This window comes from Streptomyces sp. NPDC046876 (assembly GCF_040645035.1).
Taxonomy (GTDB): domain Bacteria; phylum Actinomycetota; class Actinomycetes; order Streptomycetales; family Streptomycetaceae; genus Streptomyces.
In genome coordinates this window covers 49,043-67,837 of the sequence record NZ_JBEYXK010000035.1, presented here as the reverse complement: position 1 = coordinate 67,837, position 18,795 = coordinate 49,043, and the positions used below count along the sequence as shown (strand labels likewise).

Sequence of the window (18,795 nt, the reverse complement as noted above, 5' to 3'; positions counted from 1 at the left end):
CGGGTGGCGACATGCCACCCGCTCCTCGCCCTCTATGTGCGGCCCGACCCCGTCACGCCCGCTGCTTCAGCTCGGCCGCGCCGAAGGAGGCGCTGAAGCGCTCGCACCAGATGGTCACCGTCGAGAACTTGTTCAGGTCGGTGCCGGCGGGGATCGCGTAGTTCTGGTTGCCCTCGTTGCCCTTCAGGCCGCCGAGGTCGATGTGCTTGCCGTCGTCGAGGTTGCCGCCGTTGCCCTTCTTGACCGGCTGATCGCTGAGCCACACGTGCAGGGCCGGACCGTCGGAGGTGCGCAGGTTCGTCAGGCGCAGGTTCGCCTTCCCGTCGGCGAGCTGCTGGATCTCGACCGAACCGCTGGTCTCGTGCTCGTGCGAGATGAACGCCCCCGTCGACACCTGCTTGACCGTGCCCGCCTGCTGGACGGCGGCCGCGGGAGGAGCTTCGTCCACGCGGTCAGTGGTGAACAGCTTCCAGGGCTGGAAGAGGTACAGCCCGACGGCTGCCACGACGACAACGGCCGCGGTGGTGATCCAGAGGGCGGTGCGGCGCTTGCTGCGGCACATGAGGGTTCTTCCGTTTCTGCTCGGATATTCGTGGGCGCGGTGGGGAGGCGGCACAGGCCACTGCCCCGGCGCCCTGGCCACTGGTCATTCAGAGACGGAAAGAGCGGCGAACGTTACGGATGAACGTCCGCCACTCCGGTCCGGCTACGACCTTCAACAGTTCTCGGGGTGTGCCTGCTCAGCGGGGGTGGCCGGGGAGCTCGCGGCCACGGGAGCGGCCACGCGGGCGCGGCGCAGCTCGTCGGCTTCGTCGCGGACGGCGTCGAGCCGGACTTCGAGCATCCCGACGCGCTCGCGGTAGCGCTCCAGCTCGGCCCGGACGAACTCGGCGTCTGCGACCCTGTGCGCGGCCTCCTCGCGGATCGCGGCCGTCTCCTCGGCGAACTTCTCGGTCGCGGCGTCGAGCGCGGCGACAGCCATGTCGGCCGCCTCCTCGGCGAGCGTGGCGCGCTCCTCGGCGGCGAGGATGCGCTGCGCGGAGGCACGGGTGACCGTCTCGATGCGCGCCTCGGCCGCCGCGGAGTCGGTGATGATCGCCAACTCCTCGATGTAGGCCGGGAGATCGGCGGAGAGCTGCTTGATGAGCGCGACGACGGTGTCGCGGGACTGGGCTCCGTCGCCAGAATCGGCCATGGCCGTGGCCATGGAAGCCGCGGCCTCCATCGCCTCCATGTCCTCCTCCACCGAGGCGGTCTCACCCTGCACGGCCGCCGCCCGCGCCGGGGCGGGCTCGGCCGTCTCGGCGGCGGGGGCCTGTCCGTGCTCCTGGGACACGACCTCGGCTCCGTGTACGGAGGAGGCGGGCCACGAGTGCCCGGCCACCGGTGCCGCCTGAGCGGCTCCCTTCGCCTCCTCCTCGGCCGCCTTCCTGACCGCGGCCGCCGCGCGCTTGTCCTCCTTGCGCTGCTGCCGCTTGGCGCGGAACTTCCGGAACGCGCCGAGGGCGTTGTGGTCGGGGTGGTCGCAGTAGCGGGAGGCCGGGCCCTCCGCGCCGGGAGCCTTCGGCTCGGGCGCGTGGGTGCAGCCAGGGTAGGCGCAGGTGGGAACGGTCTCGATCGTCTCGGCAGTCATGATCGTCAGCCTTTCGTTGCTGATGTTCTCGGTGATCTGTGAACCGAGTTCGACCGGGCCCTGCGCATGGCTCCGCTCCGGGCTCTTCGTCAGCATGCGGTCGAGGAACGGCGCACGCCGGTCGTCATGGCTCATACCCGTCAGTGCCGCCGAACGCCGGAACGTTACAAGGGGCTCGGCAGCCCGGAAAAGCAATTCCGGCTACCAGCAGGGAGCGGGGCCGGGGCCCGCCCCGGCCCGTCACACCCCACCTCCCTGCAGGGCTGCGGAGGTAGGTTCTGTCCGGTGTAGGGCTATGGCACGATGCGGCGATGATCACCTCACCCATTCCGCCCGTCGTTCCCGCAGGCCACATGGCCAGAATGGAACAACCCGTGCTCGCTCTGCCCAGCGGTTTGGAGCTACGCCCTTGGCGTGTCGAAGACGCCGACGCTTTGGTGGCCGCTGCCCGGGAACCGGCCATCCGTCAGTGGAACCGGCTCGTCTTGACCTCGCAGGAGGAAGCGTGCAGGCGGATCGAGCGCATGCGCGAGCGTTGGGAGAACGAGCAGAGCGCGATATGGGCCATCGCTCAGCCCGATGGTGGTCAGGCGGTGGGGCTGATCGGCTGGGGTGACATGGACCTCAGTGGCGGCAGTGCCGAAATCATGTACTGGATCCTGCCGGCAGGACGCGGGCGGGGCGTCGTGGTCGAGGCGACGAAGCGCGTCAGTCAGTGGGCGTTGGACGACCTTGGGCTGCACCGGCTCCGGCTGTGCCACGCCGTAGCCAACTCGGCATCATGCCGAGTAGCGGCGAAGGCCGGCTACTCCCTCGAAGGCACGATGCGCAGCGCCTTGCTGCACGAAGACGGATGGCACGACGAGCACCTTCACGCCCTGGTTCAGGGGGACATCTGATCCTGTGACGGGTGGTCAGGCCGCGTTGGTTAGGGGTCTGCCGCCCCAGCGGATGCCTTACTGGGCCTCGATGGGGCTCGTCCAGGATGCGCAGGTTGGCGTGAAAGCACAGCTGGGCGGAGAGGTTGTCGGGGATCACGTAGATCGGGGCCCCGTCCGGACGAGCTGCCCGGATCGATCGCCGGGCAGCCCGGATGTGGTGGATGCCATTGCGTCTGCGGTTGATGCCCCACAGCTTGTCGTCGCCCGACCGAGTAGCAGCCACGTAAGCAGGTCATGCCGTGGGTGCGGCGTAAGGTGGCCGCCGGCCGGTCGGGCCGGCGCTGCTTCTTCCGGCAGGATCCGGCGGTCGGACGGGTGCCAAGGGGACGAGCTCGTCGAAGGCGAACGGGCCGGGAGATGTTGCGCCGCAGGTGATCGGCGAGTTTGCGGACCGACCAGCGGGTGAAGGGCATGCCCAGTGCGGGCGGGCGGGTGGTGGCCGTCTCGACGACGAAGTCCGCGTCCTCACCATTCAAGAGGCGGAGACGCTCTCCCGCCTACCGAGGTTCAGGCATGCGAGCCCGATCTCGTTGAAGCGGTGCATCACGTCGCGGACGGTGTCCGCGTGTCGTCACATCCGACCAGCACAACGAGCAACCCGGCAAACCTACCCGGTCACAGCACTAGGAGGCGCTCGCGCTCCTCTCGGCGGCGCGCCGCTCCCACTCGCGGCCGATGCTGCGGATCAGCGCCGGGTAGACCCCCAGGTAGCGGAAGGGCTTGATGCCCAGCATGTAGAGCGCGCCGAGGCGCCCGTTGGGCTTGACCAGGACGGCCATCTGGCCGCGGTCGCCGCCGGATCCGTCCGAGACCCAGCCGATGTGCATCACGCCGTGCATGGTCCGGTTGGCCATCTCCGCCGCCCACTCGTCATGGGTCAGGAAGACGGAGGTGAACGGAACCGACTTGGTGTCCGGGCCTCGGGGGCCCTCGCGGAGGTCCGCCGGGAGCCGGTCGCGCAACGTAGGCACCCGGGCGCCGATGCCGTCGGAGGGCTTGTCCCAGCCGAACAGGGCGCCGAGCTTCCAGCGGAGCGCGAAGAGCGCGCGGCCCACGGGAGACGGAACGGGATCGCCCTCGCCGTTCGTGAACTGGTCCACGAGTAGGGCCAGATCGTCCGCTCCGCCCGGTGTCGGCAGTTCCCAGACGTCCTCGACATGGAAATCGGCTGCGATCTCGTGGATCCGCCAGGGGCGGGAGGTGTGCGCGGTTTTCGGGAGTCTCACGAGCAAGCTCCTGTCTATACGATGCCGTATAGAAGAAGGTAGCACCTGTCTATACGGTGCCGTATAGACAGGTGCTGTGTGAGGGGAGAGACACACCGTGGGCGTGACCCGCACACCACGCGGCAAGTGGATCGACGAGGGCCTGCGGGCGCTCGCCGCGGGCGGACCCGAGGCCGTCCGCGTGGAGGCGCTGGCGCAGGCGCTCGGCGTCAGCAAGGGCGGTTTCTACGGCTACTTCCGCAACCGCGGCGCACTCCTCGACGAGATGCTCGACACCTGGGAACGGTCGGTCACCGAGGCGGTGATCGAGCAGGTCGAGAGCGGCGGCGGGGACGCCAGGGCCCGGCTGGAGCGGCTGTTCACGCTCGTCGCCGAAATCGAGGACGGGCCGGCGACCGGCGTGGCGCTCGACCTCGCGATCCGCGACTGGTCGCGACGCGACGAGGCCGTCGCGGAGCGGCTGCGCCGCGTCGACAACCGGCGCATGGACTACCTGCGGTCGCTGTTCCGCGAGTTCTGCACCGACGAGGACGATGTCGAGGTCCGCTGCATGCTCACCTTCTCGGTGCGGCTCGGCAGCTACGTCGTCGCCGCCGACCACGGCGCCCACAGCCGCGCGCAGGTCATGGACCTGACCAGGAAGTGGCTCCTGCGTTAGGCCGACCGGCCCCGACCCAGATCTTTGTTCGCTCGCCAGCCGCGGCTGGGTAAGTCGCTCAAGCGCGCCAGAGCGGGTAAATCCTTCAGCGGTGGAAACGGCGGGCGCAGCGTTCACCACAGCCACCGCCGCTCTGCGCTGGTGGCCTGCCGACCAGACGTGCGGATCCCGGGGTGGTGTTCGCGGTGGGGCCGGTGGCGATGGATTTCGAGGTCGAGTTGCGGGCGGACGCGAAGGCGAAGGCCGGGTTCAGGCTGTGGGCGGTCGGGTCCGCGGGGGCCGAAGCCGGGGTATCACGCGGGCGCACGCACAGGGTGTCCTTCACCCTCACCCCGAAGACCGCAAACGGCACGGACCTGCTGATGCGCGCGACACGGCCACGCCAGCCGGGCCCCGGAGCAACAACAGAGCGCATCAAGGAGTACTGAGCCGAGCCGGGGCCGAGGACGCATCCGCCGGCACCCAGAGCAGCGGGTGTTTTTCGGCAGGGGCCGTGGAGGGTTTGCATGGAGCAGCAGCGTCTGGCCGGAGTGAGCGGGCCGGGTGGGCCGGTTCGGGGTATGCGGTCCTGGGGCGGCTGGTGCTGACCTCCGCGCACGTCGTCGGACCCGCCGGCACCCCGGTGGGGGTCTTCCACCCCGGGCGGCAGCGGGACGACGGGTGGGACGGTGGTGTGGTGCGGTACCCCGGCAGGGCGGGACGATGCCGCCCTGGTCCTCGCCGACGACGATCAGCACTGGCGCGCGCCGGCCGCGCCGGTGCGGTGGGGCCGCCTGGTGACGGACAGGCCCGGCAGCGGTTGCGAGACCTGGGGCGTGCCGGAGGTCGCCCAGCGTGAGGGAAAGGCGGTGGAAGCCGCGCAGCTGCGCGGGGAACTGAATCCCGGCAGCGGGTTCGTAGGCAACCAGTATGTGATGGCGCTGCGCCAGCATTCTCCGCAGTGGCGAAACCGTTTCAGCAGTCTGAGGACGGCTGGGTGCTGCAACCGCGGCTTCAGCACCCGTTCCAGCGACGGATGGATCCGGGTCAGCATGCGGTGCAGCCGGTTGGCGACCCGGGCTGCCTCGCCGGCCAGGTCGTCGTCGAAGCCGAGGATCATCTCAGCTCGGCGATGATGAAAGCGTCCCTCGCATTCAGTGACACCTCCCCCCCCGGATCGTGAACCACAAGGGGGTGGTCATGCCGGGCCCGAAGGTCGGAGGCCCCATTACAGAGCCACGAAAAAGGTAACGGGGGACGTCACCGCCCGGTGAACCGGCTGACGGGCTCGGGGTTACAACACGGCGACCGTGAAGGGGTTGTCGACGTAGCTGCCGTTGAGGTCGTAGGTGTAGACGGTGACGGCGTTCGTGCCGCAGACGGCGTTGGGGGTCGTGGTGAAGCTGCGGCGGTTGGAGTTGGGCAGTTCGACCTGGACCACGCTGAACGCCAGGTTCACCTGGTTGCTGACCTTCACGCAGTACCGGCCGGTGTTGACGTGCCGCACCCAATCGATGTTCTTCGCCCGCTTGAGCACGCCGGCGGCGCTGACGTCCGCCGCCGCCTGCACGTAGGGCGAGGTGATCGGCGTCGGGTCCGCCGCGGCGGCGGGAACGGCGAGAGGCCCGGCCAAGGCGGCAGCGGCAAGCAGAAGGGGCACAGAACGACGCATGACTCACACTCCCTGCGACGGCGCGACCCCCAGCGAGCCGCGGGTGGTCTCACTACCGTCGCCGACACACCCGCCGGACGACTCCGCAGCCGACCCGGAATCGGCCGACCGTGACCGCACACCACCCGTCTGGCCCGTTCCGGTCGAGGGGCGGGGGTAGCGGGCGCCAGGTCAGAGACCGGCGAGCAGTCCGTCGAGCGGGGCGGGTACGCGGTCGTGGGGGAGGGCCTCGACGAGAGCCCGTCCGTAGCTGATCTTGCGTCCCTTCTTCGTGCCGAGGAAGCGTCGCAGCTGCTGCTGCGGGCTGCGGCCCCGCTGTGCGGGCTGGCGCAGGAAGGTCTGCAGGGCGCGCAGGTCGCCCTCCGAGCGTATGAGCTCCTCCACCCGTGTCACGCCCAGCGCGCGGATGAGCTCGTCCTCCAGATCCGCCGCGCAGACGAAGAACCCTCCGGGTGCCGCACCGGCGCGCTCCCAGGCGCGGTCGTAGTAGCCGCGCTCCGCCTCGTCGCACAGTCCCGTGAGGCGCAGGCCGAGGCCTCGCGGTCCGAGGAGGCCGGTGAACCGCCCGACACTCATGGCACCGCCCATCGGCAGGACGCAGACCCCCTCGGCCGCCAGGTCCCGGCCGCGGCGCTCGGCGAGCGCGCTGACCGCCGCGACGTCGCTCGCCCCTTCGAGCAGGACGACCGCCCGGACGCGCAGCAGCGCGGCCAGCTCGCGCGCACGGTCCCCGGTCCCGCCGGCCGCCCAGGCGGTCACTTCCTCCCGGAACGATTCCATGTCAGTCATGGGACGGAGTCTGCGTGCCGTCCGGCCACCGCGCCAGGGAGTTTCCGCCGCAGCGCAAGGGGCCGGTGACGGCCGAGTCAGGGCCGGTCCACACGGAGGTGGTAGCAGCCGTGTTCGACGGCTCGTACATGGACCTGCGCGGTGTCCGGGTCATACTCCCGATCGTGACGCGGCGGTGCCGCCCTCCTGGTCCCCGCCGCCCCCGCCGCCCGCGCGCCCTCGCAGGCGCGAGTCGAAGCGTCTGCCGGGCCAGGAGCGCGGGTCTGGCGGCCGAGCTCTTCCTGCAGGCGCTGGGGGCGTTTGTCCACGCCCAGTTCGTCGAGGACTGGGTCGATCTGGGCGTGCAGCGCTCCCTGCCACTGCCAGCGGGCCGGGACCTCCCCGAGCTCGGTCAGTAGGAGCTCCGCGAGCCGGCTGCGGCTTGCCCCGGCCACCACGAGCTCCCGGTCAGCCGGACCTCCGCCTCCTCAGCGTCGGCCCTGACCTGGGCGGTGATCAATCAGGCGAAGCTCTCACCGCCCTGATGGGCCTTGGCCAGGTCGGTCAGTGTGCGGCAGGCCACGCGGAGGACCACCGCGCAGATCTCCAGGGTGTCCTGGCCCGTCCGCAGCACCAGCCGAAAGAGGCTCTCCTTGGCCTGCCGGAGGGTGGCGTCCACCTGCGGGATGCTGTTGTCGAGCCAGCGCGCCTCATGGAGGCGGGCGGCATCCTGCTCCACCTGCCGGGCTCGGGGGCCTCGCCGAGGTTGGTCCAGCAGCCGGCTCATGCGTGCTGCGAGATCGGTGACCCGGCGCTGGCCGGCCGACCCAGACCGGCGGCGCAATGAGCAGGTTGACCAGCGCTGAAGCCGATGGCGGGGCCTTTATCGCGACGGGCTGGCGGCGGAAACGGGTGATTCGGCCCGATGCTGGTCCATTCCGGCGTGCCTGCGCGCTCTCCCCGGCCGGGCGCCGGGTGACCCAGGCGCCGAGGTCTTCCCCTCCCTAGTCGTCCGCGATGCGGCCTTCCCCGTCCTGCAGTCGGCGCCAGAGGCCGGTGCGGTGCAGGCCGGGCCGAAGAGCGCAATGGTCAGGAAGACCACCTGCAGGCCCGCGGCGAGCAGCCAGAGGACTGCCCTGCTGTCCAGTTCGTCGGTCAGGTACGCGAAGTTCATATGCCGAAGAAGCCCGTCAGGAAGGACCCAGGTAGATGGGGGAAGCGGTCACGCGCCGAATGATGAGCGCGGGGTTTCCCGGAAGCGCGCCAGCGGCTCGTGCGCGAGTACCAGCGCACGGCGAAGTCGACGCTCACGAACATCGAGTCGCTTCAGGATGCGGTCCGCCGCGCCTTCCCAGCCACTCCACCTTGGTGTCCGGTGCCCAGAACGGCGTGCTCAACCGTCCGGCGACCGTGTCGACGACCTTCTTGCCGCTGGACGTCTCGGTCACCACGGCGTGGACGTGAAGACGACCCGGCCGGCCTCGACGGTGGGCACGACGAACCCGGCGCTGTCGCCGAGGAACTCGGCCCGGGCGCTCTCCCCGTCCTGGCTGAGCCAGCCGAACGCCGCGACGTCCAAACCCAAGAGGTGTACGAGCGGGCGCGTTCGCATGGCAACGCACCTCGGACGCGAGCTCCGCCCGCTCGTCACGCTCCGGATCCTTGGGCTGGTGACTCTCGTCGTACTGGGCCGGCGACAACCGCACCGCCGACTCCGTCAGGTCGAGTGGAAGTCCTTGCAGACATCGGACACCGACCGGTCCCCGCGCAGGCACAGCTCCACGGTCTCGGCATTGAAAAATCCGCTGTGGACCGCTGCCGCGGTCGCGGCTTCTTCTCGGTATGTTCTCCATCATGGACATCCCTCCCCGGGTACGAGCCCAGATCTCGGATGTCGGCCAAACCGAAGCAACCCCGGTGCGTTGATCGCGTGAGCCCGCCATCGTTTGCCGACAGAAGGGTTGGAGCCCGAGTTCAGGTGTAGGCGTCCTCGACGGCGACTCGGCGCACTGTGCGCAGCGTCGACCGGAGACTGTCCAGATCGGTCGAGCCCAAGGCGAGGCGGATCGCCTGTGGTGTGTGCGTCGACGTGGTGAACGGCTCCGCCGTGGTGACCGAGATGCGCCGGCGCGCGAGGGTGGCGGTCAGGCGGTCGGCGCGTGCGTCGTCGGGCAGTGGCAGCCAGGTGAAGTAGGACGAGGGGTGGCCGATGAGCGGGAGGCCCGCCAGCTCCTGCCTGACCAGCGCCTGGCGGGCCCTGGCATCCTCTCGTTTCTGCGCTTCCAGGTGGTTCACCGTGCCGTCGTCGAGCCAGCGGCAGGCGATGGCGGTGGTGAGGGCAGGGGTGTTCCAGGTGGTTGCCCGGATGGCGCGTTCGAGGGACGGAACCGTGGGCGGCGGCGCGAGGACGAAGCCGACCCGCAGGCCGGTGGCGATGCTCTTGGACAGTCCCGAGACGTAGACCGTGATGTCCGGTGCCGTTGCGACCAGAGGCGGTGGAGGATCCTCGACCAGGTAGGCATATGAGGCGTCCTCGATGATGAGCGGACCGTGCTGTCGGGCGATCCTGATCAGACGTGTGCGGTCGGTGGCCGACATGACCCAGCCCAGGGGGTTGTGCAGGGTGGGCATGGTGTAGATCGCGCGCACCGGGCGGGTCGCGCACAGTTTCTCCAGGGCATCGAGATCCGGCCCGTCGGTGGTGGTGGGAATGGGCTCCAGGTCGAGATGGAAGGCGTGCGCGAGCACCTTGAAACCCGGGTAGGTGAGGGCGTCGACCGCGACGACGTCGCCGGCGCTCAGCGTGGCCATGACGGTGATGGCCAGGCCGTGCTGGGCGCCGTTGGCGATGAGGATCCGATCCGCCTCGGCGGTGATTCCCCGGCGTGTGAGGTGTCGTGCGATGGAGGCTCTGTCCTGGGGGCGCCCTCGGTGTGGTTGGTAGTGCAGCAGCGAGTCGAGATCACCGGAGGTGGCCACCTCTCGCAGGGCCTGCCGCAGGAGGTCGGCCTGGCCGGGCAGCGACGGGTAGTTGAAGCTGAGGTCGACCGCGTCCGTGGCGACGGCCTGTTGATCGATGCCGTGACCGGCGGGGACCGCGATGTCACGCACGAACGTGCCGCGGCCCTGTTCCCGGCTCACCAGGCGCATCGCTTCCAGCTCGGCGTACACCCGTGTCGCGGTCACCACGGCGATGCCCTCGCGGGCGGCGAGAGCGCGGTGGGTCGGCAGCCGCATCCCCGGGGCGAGGCGCCCGGTCCGGATGTCGGATGCGAGCGCGTCGACCAGCTTCTTGTACCGCGAGGCTGCCATGCACCGGATTGTATCCATGACAATTCTTTGACTGTCCTGCTCTCGGGTTCTTACCGTTGAGTCCTACTCATCCGGAAGGACAGCCGTCGTGCACATCGCCATCCTCACCTTCGAGGGCTACAACGAGCTCGATTCCCTGATCGCGCTCGGTGTGCTCAACCGCATCAAGACCGACGACTGGCGTGTCACCATCGCCACCCCCAGCCCCAAGGTGACGTCGATGAACGGGGTGGTCATCGAGCAGATGTCCACGCTGGAGGAGGCGTGCGGCGCTGACGCCGTCATCGTCGGCAGCGGCATCGCCACCCGCGAGGTCACCGAAGACCCGGCGATCATGAACATCCTGCGGGGCTTGGACCCCTCGCGCCAGCTCATCGCGGCGCAGTGCTCCGGTGCGCTCGTGCTGGCCAGGCTCGGCCTGCTCAACGACATCCCCGCCTGCACCGACCTCATCACCAAGCCGTGGGTCGTCGCCGCCGGCGTCGAGGTCCTCAACCAGCCCTTCTACGCCAAGGACAACATCGCCACCGCCGGCGGATGCCTGGCCTCCCACTACCTCGCCGCCTGGATCATCGCCCGCCTTGAGGGCAACGACGCCGCCGAAGCCGCGCTGCACTATGTCGCCCCGGTCGGTGAGAAGGAGGAGTACATCGAGCGCGCTTGGCGCAACATCACCCCCTACCTGCCTGCTCCCGCCCAGGTGCTCGTCTGACAGCCAGTCGCAGGCAACGGCCCGGCCAGGAAGCCGCCACCTTCGCGACGGCATCCGGACGGCGCAGGATCTCCGGGGCGACCGCAGCGGCGACGTGACCCTCCCTCGACAACTCCGCGGCTGCCGTCTCCCACGCCGTCTCGTCGGACCGCCGGGCTGGGGTTCGGGCAAGTACCACTGCTCAGGCCGCTGTTTGCGAAGTCGACGTCGGTTTCGGGTCGTACGCCTCCGGCTCGATGCCTGGTTCGTGGGTGCTGTTCGCCGCCCGCAAGGTTCGCCCGCCCAATCAGCAGCGCCGGCCGCTCACGCAGCTGCGCGCGTGGTGGAAGACGAGCACGATCCTGACCTCCGGTGCGGCCGTCGACGTCACCGCGACGGTGTTCGTGATGAACGACGGCGGCCGCTTTCACCGCCGGCACCTCGCCCTTCTGCGCGGCTGCCGCCGCGAGCCGGGCTTGGACGACCGGATGGTGGCTGCCGCAATCTCCACGCACCGTTTGGACATCAGTGAGCCGAAGACGGTGCACGGCCTGGAGTCCGGCTACTGCCTCTGCACCGCCCGGTGGCCCGGCCGATACCGGCGAGCCAGCTGCGCCCCGACCCCGGGCCAGGACGCGGGGGAGCGGGAGATACCCCGCATCCCGCCGCAGTACGAGCGACGCCACCGCCCTTCAGGGCCGGGTGTACGACGTCGTTGCCCGCCAGCAGGCGGCGTGCCGGAGCAGCTGCTGGCACCTGCGGCCTCCGAAGCCGGGCACCGCGTTCGGCATGCACCCAGAGGCCATCGTGATCTATCTGTCCGACCGCATCGATGAGACCCGTTGGGCTGAGTGGGCAACGACCAAGGACTGACGTCTGGTCAGAGTTCGTACGGGTAGAGAGCGATCTCCTCGCGCTCGATGAAGAGCTCGGCCCATGTGCCTGCGACACCCTCGGGCAGCGGATGAGCAAGGTCCAGCAGGATATGCGTGCCATCGAAGTCCAGCACGGCGGCGCCGTCCACTGTGAGGTTCAGCTGACCGCGCAGGACCACGCAGTGGCCACCAGGCCGGACTCCCGGTCCAACGCCGACGGCCGGCTTCGCGTTCCGCCCCCAGGCTATGTCCTCGTCGACCGTCCATTCGACGTGGTACTTACCCGGCTTCGCGGCTTGGTCACCGCACCAGCGGACCATGGTCCCTCCGAACGGGGTCCGGATCTGGGCCAGCCAGGGGCTCCAGGGAAACTTTGCGACCTTCACCAGTTCGACCAGCATCGTTCGATCATGCAGCATCCGCGATCTGCGCGGGCGCTGGTGCAGCACCAGCGTCGCCCAAACTTCTCGCCTCGGAGGCATCCGTCTGCCGCGCCTTCTTGAAGGGGTGGGGGCAGCCAGCCCTTTGGAGTCTGCCAGGTAGGTGCACCGGGGCGCGTTGCACGCGATTGTAGCCGGCGGCCACCGACGCTGCAGCCGATACTCACCTGGGCGGCAGTGCCGTTCACCGGTGGCGGGGTGCCGAGCTGGGCTGGTCAGAGAGAGTGACGGTCGTCCCGCCCGGGGCCGCGGCTGTGGTGTCAGCGGGGCGGGCTATCCTTCCCGGCACCGCACACCGACCGTGAGGATCATCAGAAGTGACCGGCCTGTCCGCCTTCCCGCTGCCCTTCCAGAGCTCCCGTTCCCCGGCGTTCGCAACGCCCCGAACGCTGCGGGAACTGCAGATGATGCAGTGCAGCTCGCACCTGCGTGCCAAGCCCGCGTGGTTCGACAAGATGAACGACGCCGAGATCGTCGCCAGATGGACGCAGGAAGCGGTGGCGCAGGGCCTGACCGAAGCGCAGGTGCGCTACGTGCTCGCCGAACTGGGGCACTACGCCGTGCTGCGGGACGCGCGGACCGGCATCGAGGTGTCCGCGGTCGACGGGGTCTGGCAGTCGGACACCCTCATCGACGAGCAGCTCGGGTCCCGGCTGCGGGAGGCGGTCCGGGTCCTGGAGGAAGTCCCCGAAGCGGAGCGGGACTGGCATCCCGGATCCGAGGGCCAGGTGCTGGATCTCGTGCACCCGTCACTGTTCTGCCTGGTGCGCGATGTGAGCGGAGGGCCGGAGCGGGCCTGGCAGAACCCGACGAAGCACTACGCGAAGTACGAGTTCTCGGAGAGGTTCCAGTGGCTGCCCACGGACGTCGACGTCAGTGACGACGGCGCCGTCGCCTTCCGCTCGTACGTCAACAACGTCCACCCCGAGGAGCATCGCGCACTGGCCTCCGTCCTGCCGGATGTGTTCGCGCGCCTGCGCCCGCTGTTCGAGAACGTGCTCACCGATCTGCGGCACCCGCGGCCCCTGCGGATCGAGGCCGATCCCTACGGCTGGTACGACGCGGAGCCGGAGTATCCGCGCCAGTCGTCCTACAGTGACAACGCGGCCTACATGGAGGCCCGCGCTGCATGGTCCGACGCCTATGAGGCCTGGTGGGAGAACCGCCGCCCGATCGTCCCGGACGCCCCGGCCTTCACTCCGCCCGCACTGCCCGACGCATCCGCCCGGGTCGACCTGCGCGGCCGCCGACTCCAGGTCATCGTCAAGCTCGCCACCGTCCACCTCACCCCGGACAACCCCGCATACCCCGGCGGCTCGTGGCACGTCGAGGGCATGCTGAACGAGCGGATCGTCTCGACCGGCATCTACTACTGGGACAGCGAGAACATCACCGAGAGCCGGCTGGGATTCCGGGCCGCACTCGACGACCCGCACTACGAACAGAACGACGACGCCGGGCTGCGCGAGGTCTACGGCCTTGAGGACGAAGACGCGCTGAACCAGGTGCTGGGCTCGGTACCGACCCCTGAGGGCCGCTGCCTGGCGTTCCCCAACGTCCTGCAGCACCGCGTGGACGCGTTCCGCCTCGCGGACCCCACCCGCCCGGGACACCGCAAGATCCTCGCGTTCTTTCTGGTCGACCCGTCGGAGCGGATCGTCTCGACCTCCGACGTGCCGCCGCAGCAGCCCTGGTCAGACACCTCGACCATGACGCTCGAGCAGGCCAAGACGTACCGCGAAGAACTCATGAAGGAAAGGAAGTTCTTCGTCGACGAACACAACGAGCAGCTCTACGAACGGGAGTTCTCCCTCTGCGAGCACTGAACCGCCGTGGTGGCCCGGTCAAGGCCCCAGCCCGGAGCCCGGGCGGAGTCGACGGGGCCCATTCTCAATCAGCCGCCCGCTCTTCCGCCCGCGTCCTCGTCCGCGCACGAAGCACGAAGCCCCCGGCCGGGCGGCTGGTCATGCAGGCAGCCGGCCGGTGCCGGGGTAGTGGCACCGTCGTTGCTGCCCTCGGCTGCCGCGTCAACCGTCACCCTGCTCGATGTCCAGATGGATCGGCCCGCGCAGCACGGGGCTGGGCCGGTACGGCGGTGGGTCGGTGACCAGCCTGGGTCGGTCGAGTCTGCGTACCAGCTCGGTCAGCGCGATCTGGGCCTCGCGGCGTGCCAGCGGGCCGCCGAAGCACAGGTGAATGCCGCTGCCGAAACCGAGGTGCTGGTTGTCGCGCCGGTCTGGGTCGAAGCGGTCCGGATCGTGGAAGCGCTTCGGATCGCGGCTGCCTGAGGCCAGCATGAGCATGATCCGCGAGCCTTGGGGGATCACGGTGTCGGCGACGGTGATGTCGCTGTACGCGGCCCGCCAGGGAATGATCTGCACGGGGGGCTCGTAGCGCAGCAGTTCCTCGACCAGTGGCGCGGCGAGGTCCGGTTCGCCGCGCAGTCGTTCCAGGATCTGCGGGTGGCGCAGCAGCGTCAGCATGCCGTTGGCGATGAGGTTGGCGACGGTCTCATGGCCGGCGATGAGGAGCAGTTTGGCGGTGGCGACGATTTCAGCGTCGGTCATCCGCCCGTCGGGCCCGTCGTCGTCGGCCAGCCGTGACAGCAAGCCGTCTCCCGGCCGGCCGTGGCGCTGTTCCACCAGCTCGCCGAGGCGCTGGGGCAGGTCCTTGCGTGCCTGTACACCCTTGTCCAGCTTTGCCTTCGGGTCGGTCTCCGGGTTGTAGTCGATCGAGTTCATGATGTCGTTCACCCAGAGGTGGAACCTCGGCTCGTCCGCGCGCGGCACACCGAGCAGGTGACAGATCACGGTCACGGGAAACGGGTTGGCGAAATCGTCGACGACGTCGATCCGCTTCTTGGCCGCCAGGTCGTCGATCAGGCTGCCGACGGTGGCGGTCAGGAAGCCGTCGAGCCCGGTCACGAGCCCGGGTGTGTGTGGGGGGCCGAACTGGCGTGTCGCCATCCGCCGCAGGCGGTCGTGCTCGGGCGGGTCCATGTGGATGAACGACGCCGGGGTCCTTCCGTCGGCGGGTGGCACCGGGGGCGACAGATTGCTCAGGTCGGAACTCAGATGCGGGTCGTTCAGTACGTCCGTGATCTCGCGGTGGGTGCTGATGACGTAGCTGCCGTCTTCCTGCCGGGCCACCGGTGCCCTGCGCAACTCGGCGTACAGCGGGTAGGGGTCGGCCCGGGCGGAGTAGTCGTAGATGCGTCGCAGCGTGTCGGCCGTCCCGGTCGCTGCCGTCCGGGCCACCTTCCGCCGATGCCGGTCCGCGGCCGTGACGCGGGGTTCACCGGGGGTACGGGCTGTGACGGCCATCGTGGCGTCTCGCGCGAGCAGGGCGGGGTCGGGGAAGTCGACGGGCACCGGTTTGCTGTCGGCCGGCTGGTCGGGCGTGGGGAAGGGCGGCGGGAAGGGCGCGGCCGTCTCGATCAACCGTTGGTAGTGGTCCAGTCGTTTGCCGTTGTTGAAGCTCACGGCGGCTGTGACGCGGCCCTGGTAGCCGTAGGCGGTGACGAAGCGGTGGTCGTCCAGCGATCCTTGGACGATGGCCACCTCGTCGGCGAAGGTCGGCAGGCCGACGGACTTGATGTTGACGCCGAACTGGAGCGACCAGAACCGCGGGACGGACAGATGGGGCCGGTGGTCGGCCGGGGCGCTGACCATGTTGTGGGCGGCGACCTCGGCCTGTTCCACAGCGTTGGCCCAGTGCTCCAGTGCGACGAGCCGATCATCGTAGAGGGGGTGCGGCCAACATGCCACGTCACCTGCGGCGAAGACGTCGTCGGTGACGCGGCCGTTGATGTCGAGGGCGCGACAGCCCGTGTCACAGGTGATTCCCCACGCGCCCGCCGCCAGTCCGCAGCCCTGGAGCCACTCGGTGTTGCGGATGCTCCCGAGTGCCACCACCGCGACATCGGCGTCGACCGTACTGCCGTCGTCGAAGTGGGCGCGGCGAAACCGTCCCTGCGCGTCGCCTTCCAGTCGGGTGACATTGACACCGCAGCGCAGGTCGACGCCGTGCGCGCGCTGCAGGTCGGCCGTCACCTCGCCGATCACGGTGCCGAGCGCACTGACCAGCGGGGCCGACGCGAGTTCGGCGAGGGTCACCGGGATGTCCCGCTCGCGGCAGACGGAAGCGATCTCGGAGCCGGTGAATCCTGCACCGATGACCAGCACCCGGAAGGGCCCGGCGGCCAGGGTCCGCTGCAGGCTCTCGGCGTGCTCGCGCGTATGGAGGACGAACACGCCTTCCAGGGCCGCCTCGGATTCGACGAACCAGGGCCGGGCCCGTACCCCGGTGGAGATCAGTACCCGGTCGAAGGGAATCTCGCGTCCGTCGGTGAGACGCACGTGGTGCGTCGCGAGGTCCAGCCCGTCGGCGGGCACGCCCAGCAGCCACTCCGCGTCGATGCCGCGACGGCGTGGCAGCGTGGTGCCCCGGGCCGGCACCCGTCCGGTCAGGACTTGCTTGGACAGGGGAGGCCGGTCGTAGGGCTCGCACGGCTCGTCGCCGATCATGGTCAGCGATCCGGTGAAACCCTCGTTGCGCAGAGCCTCCGCGGCCCGCAGCCCCGCCAGCGACGCCCCGACGACCACGATGCGGCCGTCGCGCCTGAACGCACGCAGGCTGTCGGCGCCGGTCATGACGCCGACACCTCGGCGGGTGCGTACCGTACGTCGTCGGGGTTCAGGCCGTACACGAGCGCTTGCTCGCCGTACATGCGGAACGTCCGGGAAAGACCAACGACCACTTTCACCCCGACCTCCACAGGGGGCTGGGAGCTGGGAGCTGAAGGGCCTGAAGGCGGCGCCGCTGCGGCGCGCAGCGCGGGGGATCCGGCCGCTGCCCACCGCCGCGGAGCGCGAGGGGTTGCACCGTGCTCGTTGAGTGAGCGGCGCTCATACCGTCAGAGAATCAGCGTAACAGCGGCACCCGTACCGGCGAGTCAACTGCGGTGTGCCTCTCGGTCCCGTGCGCAGGACAGCGTGATCAAATGGGGGCATGGCATCGTCCTGGACCGGTGATCGGGTACGCCTGCGCGCTGTCGAACCCGACGACTGGACAGCGTTCATGCGCTTGGCCGACGACGACGGGCGGCGAGGGAGCCGACTGGATCTGCCGCGGTCCGCCGAGAGCTACCGTGTCTGGGCGAAGGAGCAATCCGTTGCGGAGTGCGACGGCGACCGCTTCCGGTTGGCAGTCGAAGCGACGGCCACGGGAGAGCTGGTCGGCACGGTCGCCTCGCATCGCACCGGCTGTCATTCAGGCTGGTTCGAGCTTGATGTCACGGTCGGCGTCGACCACCGGCGCAAGGGCTACGCGACAGAAGCCGTGGCGTTGCTGCTGCGCTTCATGTTCGCCGAGTGGCGGTATCACAAATGCCTGGCAGCGATCCTCGCCGACAACGAGGCATCGCTGGCACTCTTCCGTCGGCTCGGCTTCACCGAGGAAGGGCGCTTGCGGAAACACGTCTTCTTCGCCGACCGGCACCACGACCTCGTCATGATGGGCATGCTCGCCGACGAGTTCGACCAGCGCCACACGGCGAGCCGACCATGAGCCGGTCGTCCAGGCGGGTGCGAACGCCGCTCGAACTCTGAGGACGTTCGCTGTTCGCCCTCAGCCGCGCGCGGTGGCGCGCAGGCGCAAACCGGCAGTCGCGAGACCTTCGAGGGTGGTGACCTGGTAGCCGGGCTCCGGCCCGGGCGGCTCGCTCAAGTGGTAGCGGCAGGCGGTCTGCGCAGTCAGGAGCGTCAGCACCGCCATGGCCAGAGCGGTCCCCTCGCAGCCGTGCGGACCGGTACCGAAGGAGAGGAAAGCCCCGGGCTTCGCCAGCGAGCCCGAATCATCGAGCCAGCGCTCCGGCATGAACCGGTCCGGGTCGGCATGCTCCCGTGCGTCACGGTGAGCGGTGTAGGGGCAGACGAGAACGGTGGACCCGGCGTCGATCGTGTAGTCGCCGAGCTGAGTCTGCCGCGGGGCGCGGCGCGCCAGCAGCCAGCTCGGGGGATACATCCGGAGCACCTCACTCACCAGGGCCTGGGTGTATTGCAGGCTGCCGAGGTGGGCGCTGGTCGTCGAGGCCGGGTCCGCGGGCAGGGAGGCGGCTTCGGCCGCCACGCGGCTCGCCGCCTGCGGGTGCCGGGCCAGGTGGAGCAGGATCCACCCGGCTGCCCGGGAAGGGGTCTCGAAGGTTGCGACCGTGATGCCGGGGAGCGAGTCGAGGATGGCCTCTTCCGGCAGCAGGCCGTAGCGGGGGGAGGGCCGGAGCATCTGCCCCAGCACGTCGTCACCGAGCCGGCCCGAGGAACGACGTCGACGGATGACGGGCCGCAAGGCGTCGGTGAAGGCGACTTGCTGCCGGGTGCGGTACCGCCGTGTCGGCGTGGGGACCCAGCGCGGCCACACCCAGCGCGAGGGGTGTACGAGTACCTCCCGGACCAAGAAGAGCTGCGCGGCATGGGGCAGCAGAGCGGGAGCGTCCTCGGAGAACAGATAGCTCACGCCGATCTCCGCCAGGGCGTGCCGCACCAGGGGAAGAACCTCGACGTCCCGGCCGGTGGGCCACTCGTCGGCAAACCGAGCGGTCCG

At 69.7% G+C, this 18,795-nt stretch carries 18 protein-coding genes and 3 pseudogenes; 6 read left to right on the top strand and 15 right to left on the bottom strand.

The genetic code is table 11. The features are described 5' to 3' along the window. Window positions 1-52: 52 nt before the first annotated feature. Together ABZ924_RS20165 and ABZ924_RS20160 are read right to left on the bottom strand one after the other, a co-directional pair. Complete coding sequence (locus ABZ924_RS20165) at window positions 53-562, bottom strand: DM13 domain-containing protein (RefSeq protein ID WP_361911251.1); 510 nt, start codon at window positions 560-562, stop codon at window positions 53-55. A gap of 153 nt (window positions 563-715) precedes the next feature. Beyond that, window positions 716-1,768, bottom strand: a complete 1,053-nt coding sequence (locus tag ABZ924_RS20160) for a hypothetical protein (protein ID WP_361911248.1) — start codon at window positions 1,766-1,768, stop codon at window positions 716-718. A 176-nt stretch (window positions 1,769-1,944) separates the two neighbouring features. On the opposite strand from ABZ924_RS20160, the gene ABZ924_RS20155 reads away from it, so the two are divergent. Further along, on the top strand, window positions 1,945-2,532 hold the full coding sequence (locus ABZ924_RS20155; protein ID WP_361911245.1) for a GNAT family N-acetyltransferase: 588 nt from the start codon (window positions 1,945-1,947) through the stop codon (window positions 2,530-2,532). A gap of 57 nt (window positions 2,533-2,589) precedes the next feature. Here ABZ924_RS20155 and ABZ924_RS20150 read toward each other — a convergent pair. Further along, window positions 2,590-3,136 (bottom strand): annotated as a pseudogene (locus ABZ924_RS20150) (helix-turn-helix domain-containing protein); the annotation flags it as partial. A gap of 61 nt (window positions 3,137-3,197) precedes the next feature. After that, the gene (locus ABZ924_RS20145; RefSeq protein ID WP_361911242.1) at window positions 3,198-3,800 is read right to left on the bottom strand and encodes a DUF2867 domain-containing protein; all 603 of its coding nucleotides are present in this window, start codon (window positions 3,798-3,800) and stop codon (window positions 3,198-3,200) included. A gap of 97 nt (window positions 3,801-3,897) precedes the next feature. Between ABZ924_RS20145 and ABZ924_RS20140 the strand changes: the two genes are divergently transcribed. Both ABZ924_RS20140 and ABZ924_RS20135 read left to right on the top strand, forming a co-directional pair. Beyond that, window positions 3,898-4,458 carry a TetR/AcrR family transcriptional regulator gene (locus ABZ924_RS20140; RefSeq protein WP_361911239.1) on the top strand — a complete coding sequence of 187 codons (561 nt, stop codon included), beginning with the start codon at window positions 3,898-3,900 and terminating at the stop codon, window positions 4,456-4,458. An 80-nt stretch (window positions 4,459-4,538) separates the two neighbouring features. Continuing rightward, window positions 4,539-4,886, top strand: coding sequence for a trypco2 family protein (locus ABZ924_RS20135; protein WP_361911257.1), 348 nt, complete (start codon window positions 4,539-4,541; stop codon window positions 4,884-4,886). 521 nt (window positions 4,887-5,407) lie between these two features. Here ABZ924_RS20135 and ABZ924_RS20130 read toward each other — a convergent pair. From ABZ924_RS20130 to ABZ924_RS20100, 7 genes and pseudogenes are all read right to left on the bottom strand, one after another. Continuing rightward, window positions 5,408-5,557 (bottom strand): annotated as a pseudogene (locus ABZ924_RS20130) (IS110 family transposase); the annotation flags it as partial. A 174-nt stretch (window positions 5,558-5,731) separates the two neighbouring features. Then, window positions 5,732-6,109 carry a hypothetical protein gene (locus ABZ924_RS20125; RefSeq protein ID WP_361911236.1) on the bottom strand — a complete coding sequence of 126 codons (378 nt, stop codon included), beginning with the start codon at window positions 6,107-6,109 and terminating at the stop codon, window positions 5,732-5,734. A 171-nt stretch (window positions 6,110-6,280) separates the two neighbouring features. After that, window positions 6,281-6,898 (bottom strand): TOPRIM nucleotidyl transferase/hydrolase domain-containing protein, encoded by a 618-nt coding sequence (locus ABZ924_RS20120; protein ID WP_361911233.1) that lies wholly within the window; start codon window positions 6,896-6,898, stop codon window positions 6,281-6,283. Between the two features lie 77 nt (window positions 6,899-6,975). Beyond that, window positions 6,976-7,332, bottom strand: a complete 357-nt coding sequence (locus ABZ924_RS20115; RefSeq protein WP_361911230.1) for a hypothetical protein — start codon at window positions 7,330-7,332, stop codon at window positions 6,976-6,978. 65 nt (window positions 7,333-7,397) lie between these two features. After that, window positions 7,398-7,616, bottom strand: coding sequence for a hypothetical protein (locus tag ABZ924_RS20110; RefSeq protein WP_361911227.1), 219 nt, complete (start codon window positions 7,614-7,616; stop codon window positions 7,398-7,400). A 705-nt stretch (window positions 7,617-8,321) separates the two neighbouring features. After that, entirely contained in the window at window positions 8,322-8,489 is a 168-nt protein-coding gene (locus tag ABZ924_RS20105) for a hypothetical protein (RefSeq protein ID WP_361911224.1), read from the bottom strand. Between the two features lie 362 nt (window positions 8,490-8,851). Further along, window positions 8,852-10,189, bottom strand: a complete 1,338-nt coding sequence (locus tag ABZ924_RS20100; RefSeq protein WP_361911221.1) for a PLP-dependent aminotransferase family protein — start codon at window positions 10,187-10,189, stop codon at window positions 8,852-8,854. Window positions 10,190-10,277: 88 nt separating this feature from the next. On the opposite strand from ABZ924_RS20100, the gene ABZ924_RS20095 reads away from it, so the two are divergent. Further along, window positions 10,278-10,901 (top strand): DJ-1/PfpI family protein, encoded by a 624-nt coding sequence (locus ABZ924_RS20095; RefSeq protein WP_361911218.1) that lies wholly within the window; start codon window positions 10,278-10,280, stop codon window positions 10,899-10,901. A gap of 859 nt (window positions 10,902-11,760) precedes the next feature. Here ABZ924_RS20095 and ABZ924_RS20090 read toward each other — a convergent pair. Continuing rightward, window positions 11,761-12,156 (bottom strand): hypothetical protein, encoded by a 396-nt coding sequence (locus tag ABZ924_RS20090; RefSeq protein WP_361911215.1) that lies wholly within the window; start codon window positions 12,154-12,156, stop codon window positions 11,761-11,763. 356 nt (window positions 12,157-12,512) lie between these two features. On the opposite strand from ABZ924_RS20090, the gene ABZ924_RS20085 reads away from it, so the two are divergent. Next, window positions 12,513-14,021, top strand: a complete 1,509-nt coding sequence (locus ABZ924_RS20085; protein WP_361911212.1) for a DUF4246 domain-containing protein — start codon at window positions 12,513-12,515, stop codon at window positions 14,019-14,021. A gap of 201 nt (window positions 14,022-14,222) precedes the next feature. Here ABZ924_RS20085 and ABZ924_RS20080 read toward each other — a convergent pair whose 3' ends face one another. Both ABZ924_RS20080 and ABZ924_RS20075 read right to left on the bottom strand, forming a co-directional pair. Then, window positions 14,223-15,344 (bottom strand): cytochrome P450, encoded by a 1,122-nt coding sequence (locus ABZ924_RS20080; RefSeq protein ID WP_361911254.1) that lies wholly within the window; start codon window positions 15,342-15,344, stop codon window positions 14,223-14,225. Window positions 15,345-15,476: 132 nt separating this feature from the next. Further along, window positions 15,477-16,847 (bottom strand): annotated as a pseudogene (locus ABZ924_RS20075) (FAD/NAD(P)-binding oxidoreductase); the annotation flags it as partial. 358 nt (window positions 16,848-17,205) lie between these two features. Here ABZ924_RS20075 and ABZ924_RS20070 point away from each other — a divergent pair. Then, a complete protein-coding gene (locus ABZ924_RS20070) occupies window positions 17,206-17,763 on the top strand; it encodes a GNAT family protein (RefSeq protein ID WP_361911210.1) in 558 nt (185 codons plus the stop codon). A 60-nt stretch (window positions 17,764-17,823) separates the two neighbouring features. On the opposite strand, the gene ABZ924_RS20065 is transcribed toward ABZ924_RS20070, so the two are convergent. Beyond that, window positions 17,824-18,735, bottom strand: coding sequence for a cytochrome P450 (locus tag ABZ924_RS20065; protein WP_361911207.1), 912 nt, complete (start codon window positions 18,733-18,735; stop codon window positions 17,824-17,826). Window positions 18,736-18,795 lie beyond the last annotated feature (60 nt).

Excerpts from the sequence above, each read along its gene's own strand:
- ABZ924_RS20090 (WP_361911215.1), bottom strand. The coding sequence starts at position 12,156 with ATGCTGGTCGAACTGGTGAAGGTCGCAAAGTTTCCCTGGAGCCCCTGG.
- ABZ924_RS20120 (WP_361911233.1), bottom strand. The coding sequence starts at position 6,898 with ATGACTGACATGGAATCGTTCCGGGAGGAAGTGACCGCCTGGGCGGCC.
- ABZ924_RS20100 (WP_361911221.1), bottom strand. The coding sequence starts at position 10,189 with ATGGCAGCCTCGCGGTACAAGAAGCTGGTCGACGCGCTCGCATCCGAC.
- ABZ924_RS20160 (WP_361911248.1), bottom strand. The coding sequence starts at position 1,768 with ATGAGCCATGACGACCGGCGTGCGCCGTTCCTCGACCGCATGCTGACG.
- ABZ924_RS20165 (WP_361911251.1), bottom strand. The coding sequence starts at position 562 with ATGTGCCGCAGCAAGCGCCGCACCGCCCTCTGGATCACCACCGCGGCC.
- ABZ924_RS20105 (WP_361911224.1), bottom strand. The coding sequence starts at position 8,489 with ATGCGAACGCGCCCGCTCGTACACCTCTTGGGTTTGGACGTCGCGGCG.
- ABZ924_RS20155 (WP_361911245.1), top strand. The coding sequence starts at position 1,945 with ATGATCACCTCACCCATTCCGCCCGTCGTTCCCGCAGGCCACATGGCC.
- ABZ924_RS20125 (WP_361911236.1), bottom strand. The coding sequence starts at position 6,109 with ATGCGTCGTTCTGTGCCCCTTCTGCTTGCCGCTGCCGCCTTGGCCGGG.
- ABZ924_RS20070 (WP_361911210.1), top strand. The coding sequence starts at position 17,206 with ATGGCATCGTCCTGGACCGGTGATCGGGTACGCCTGCGCGCTGTCGAA.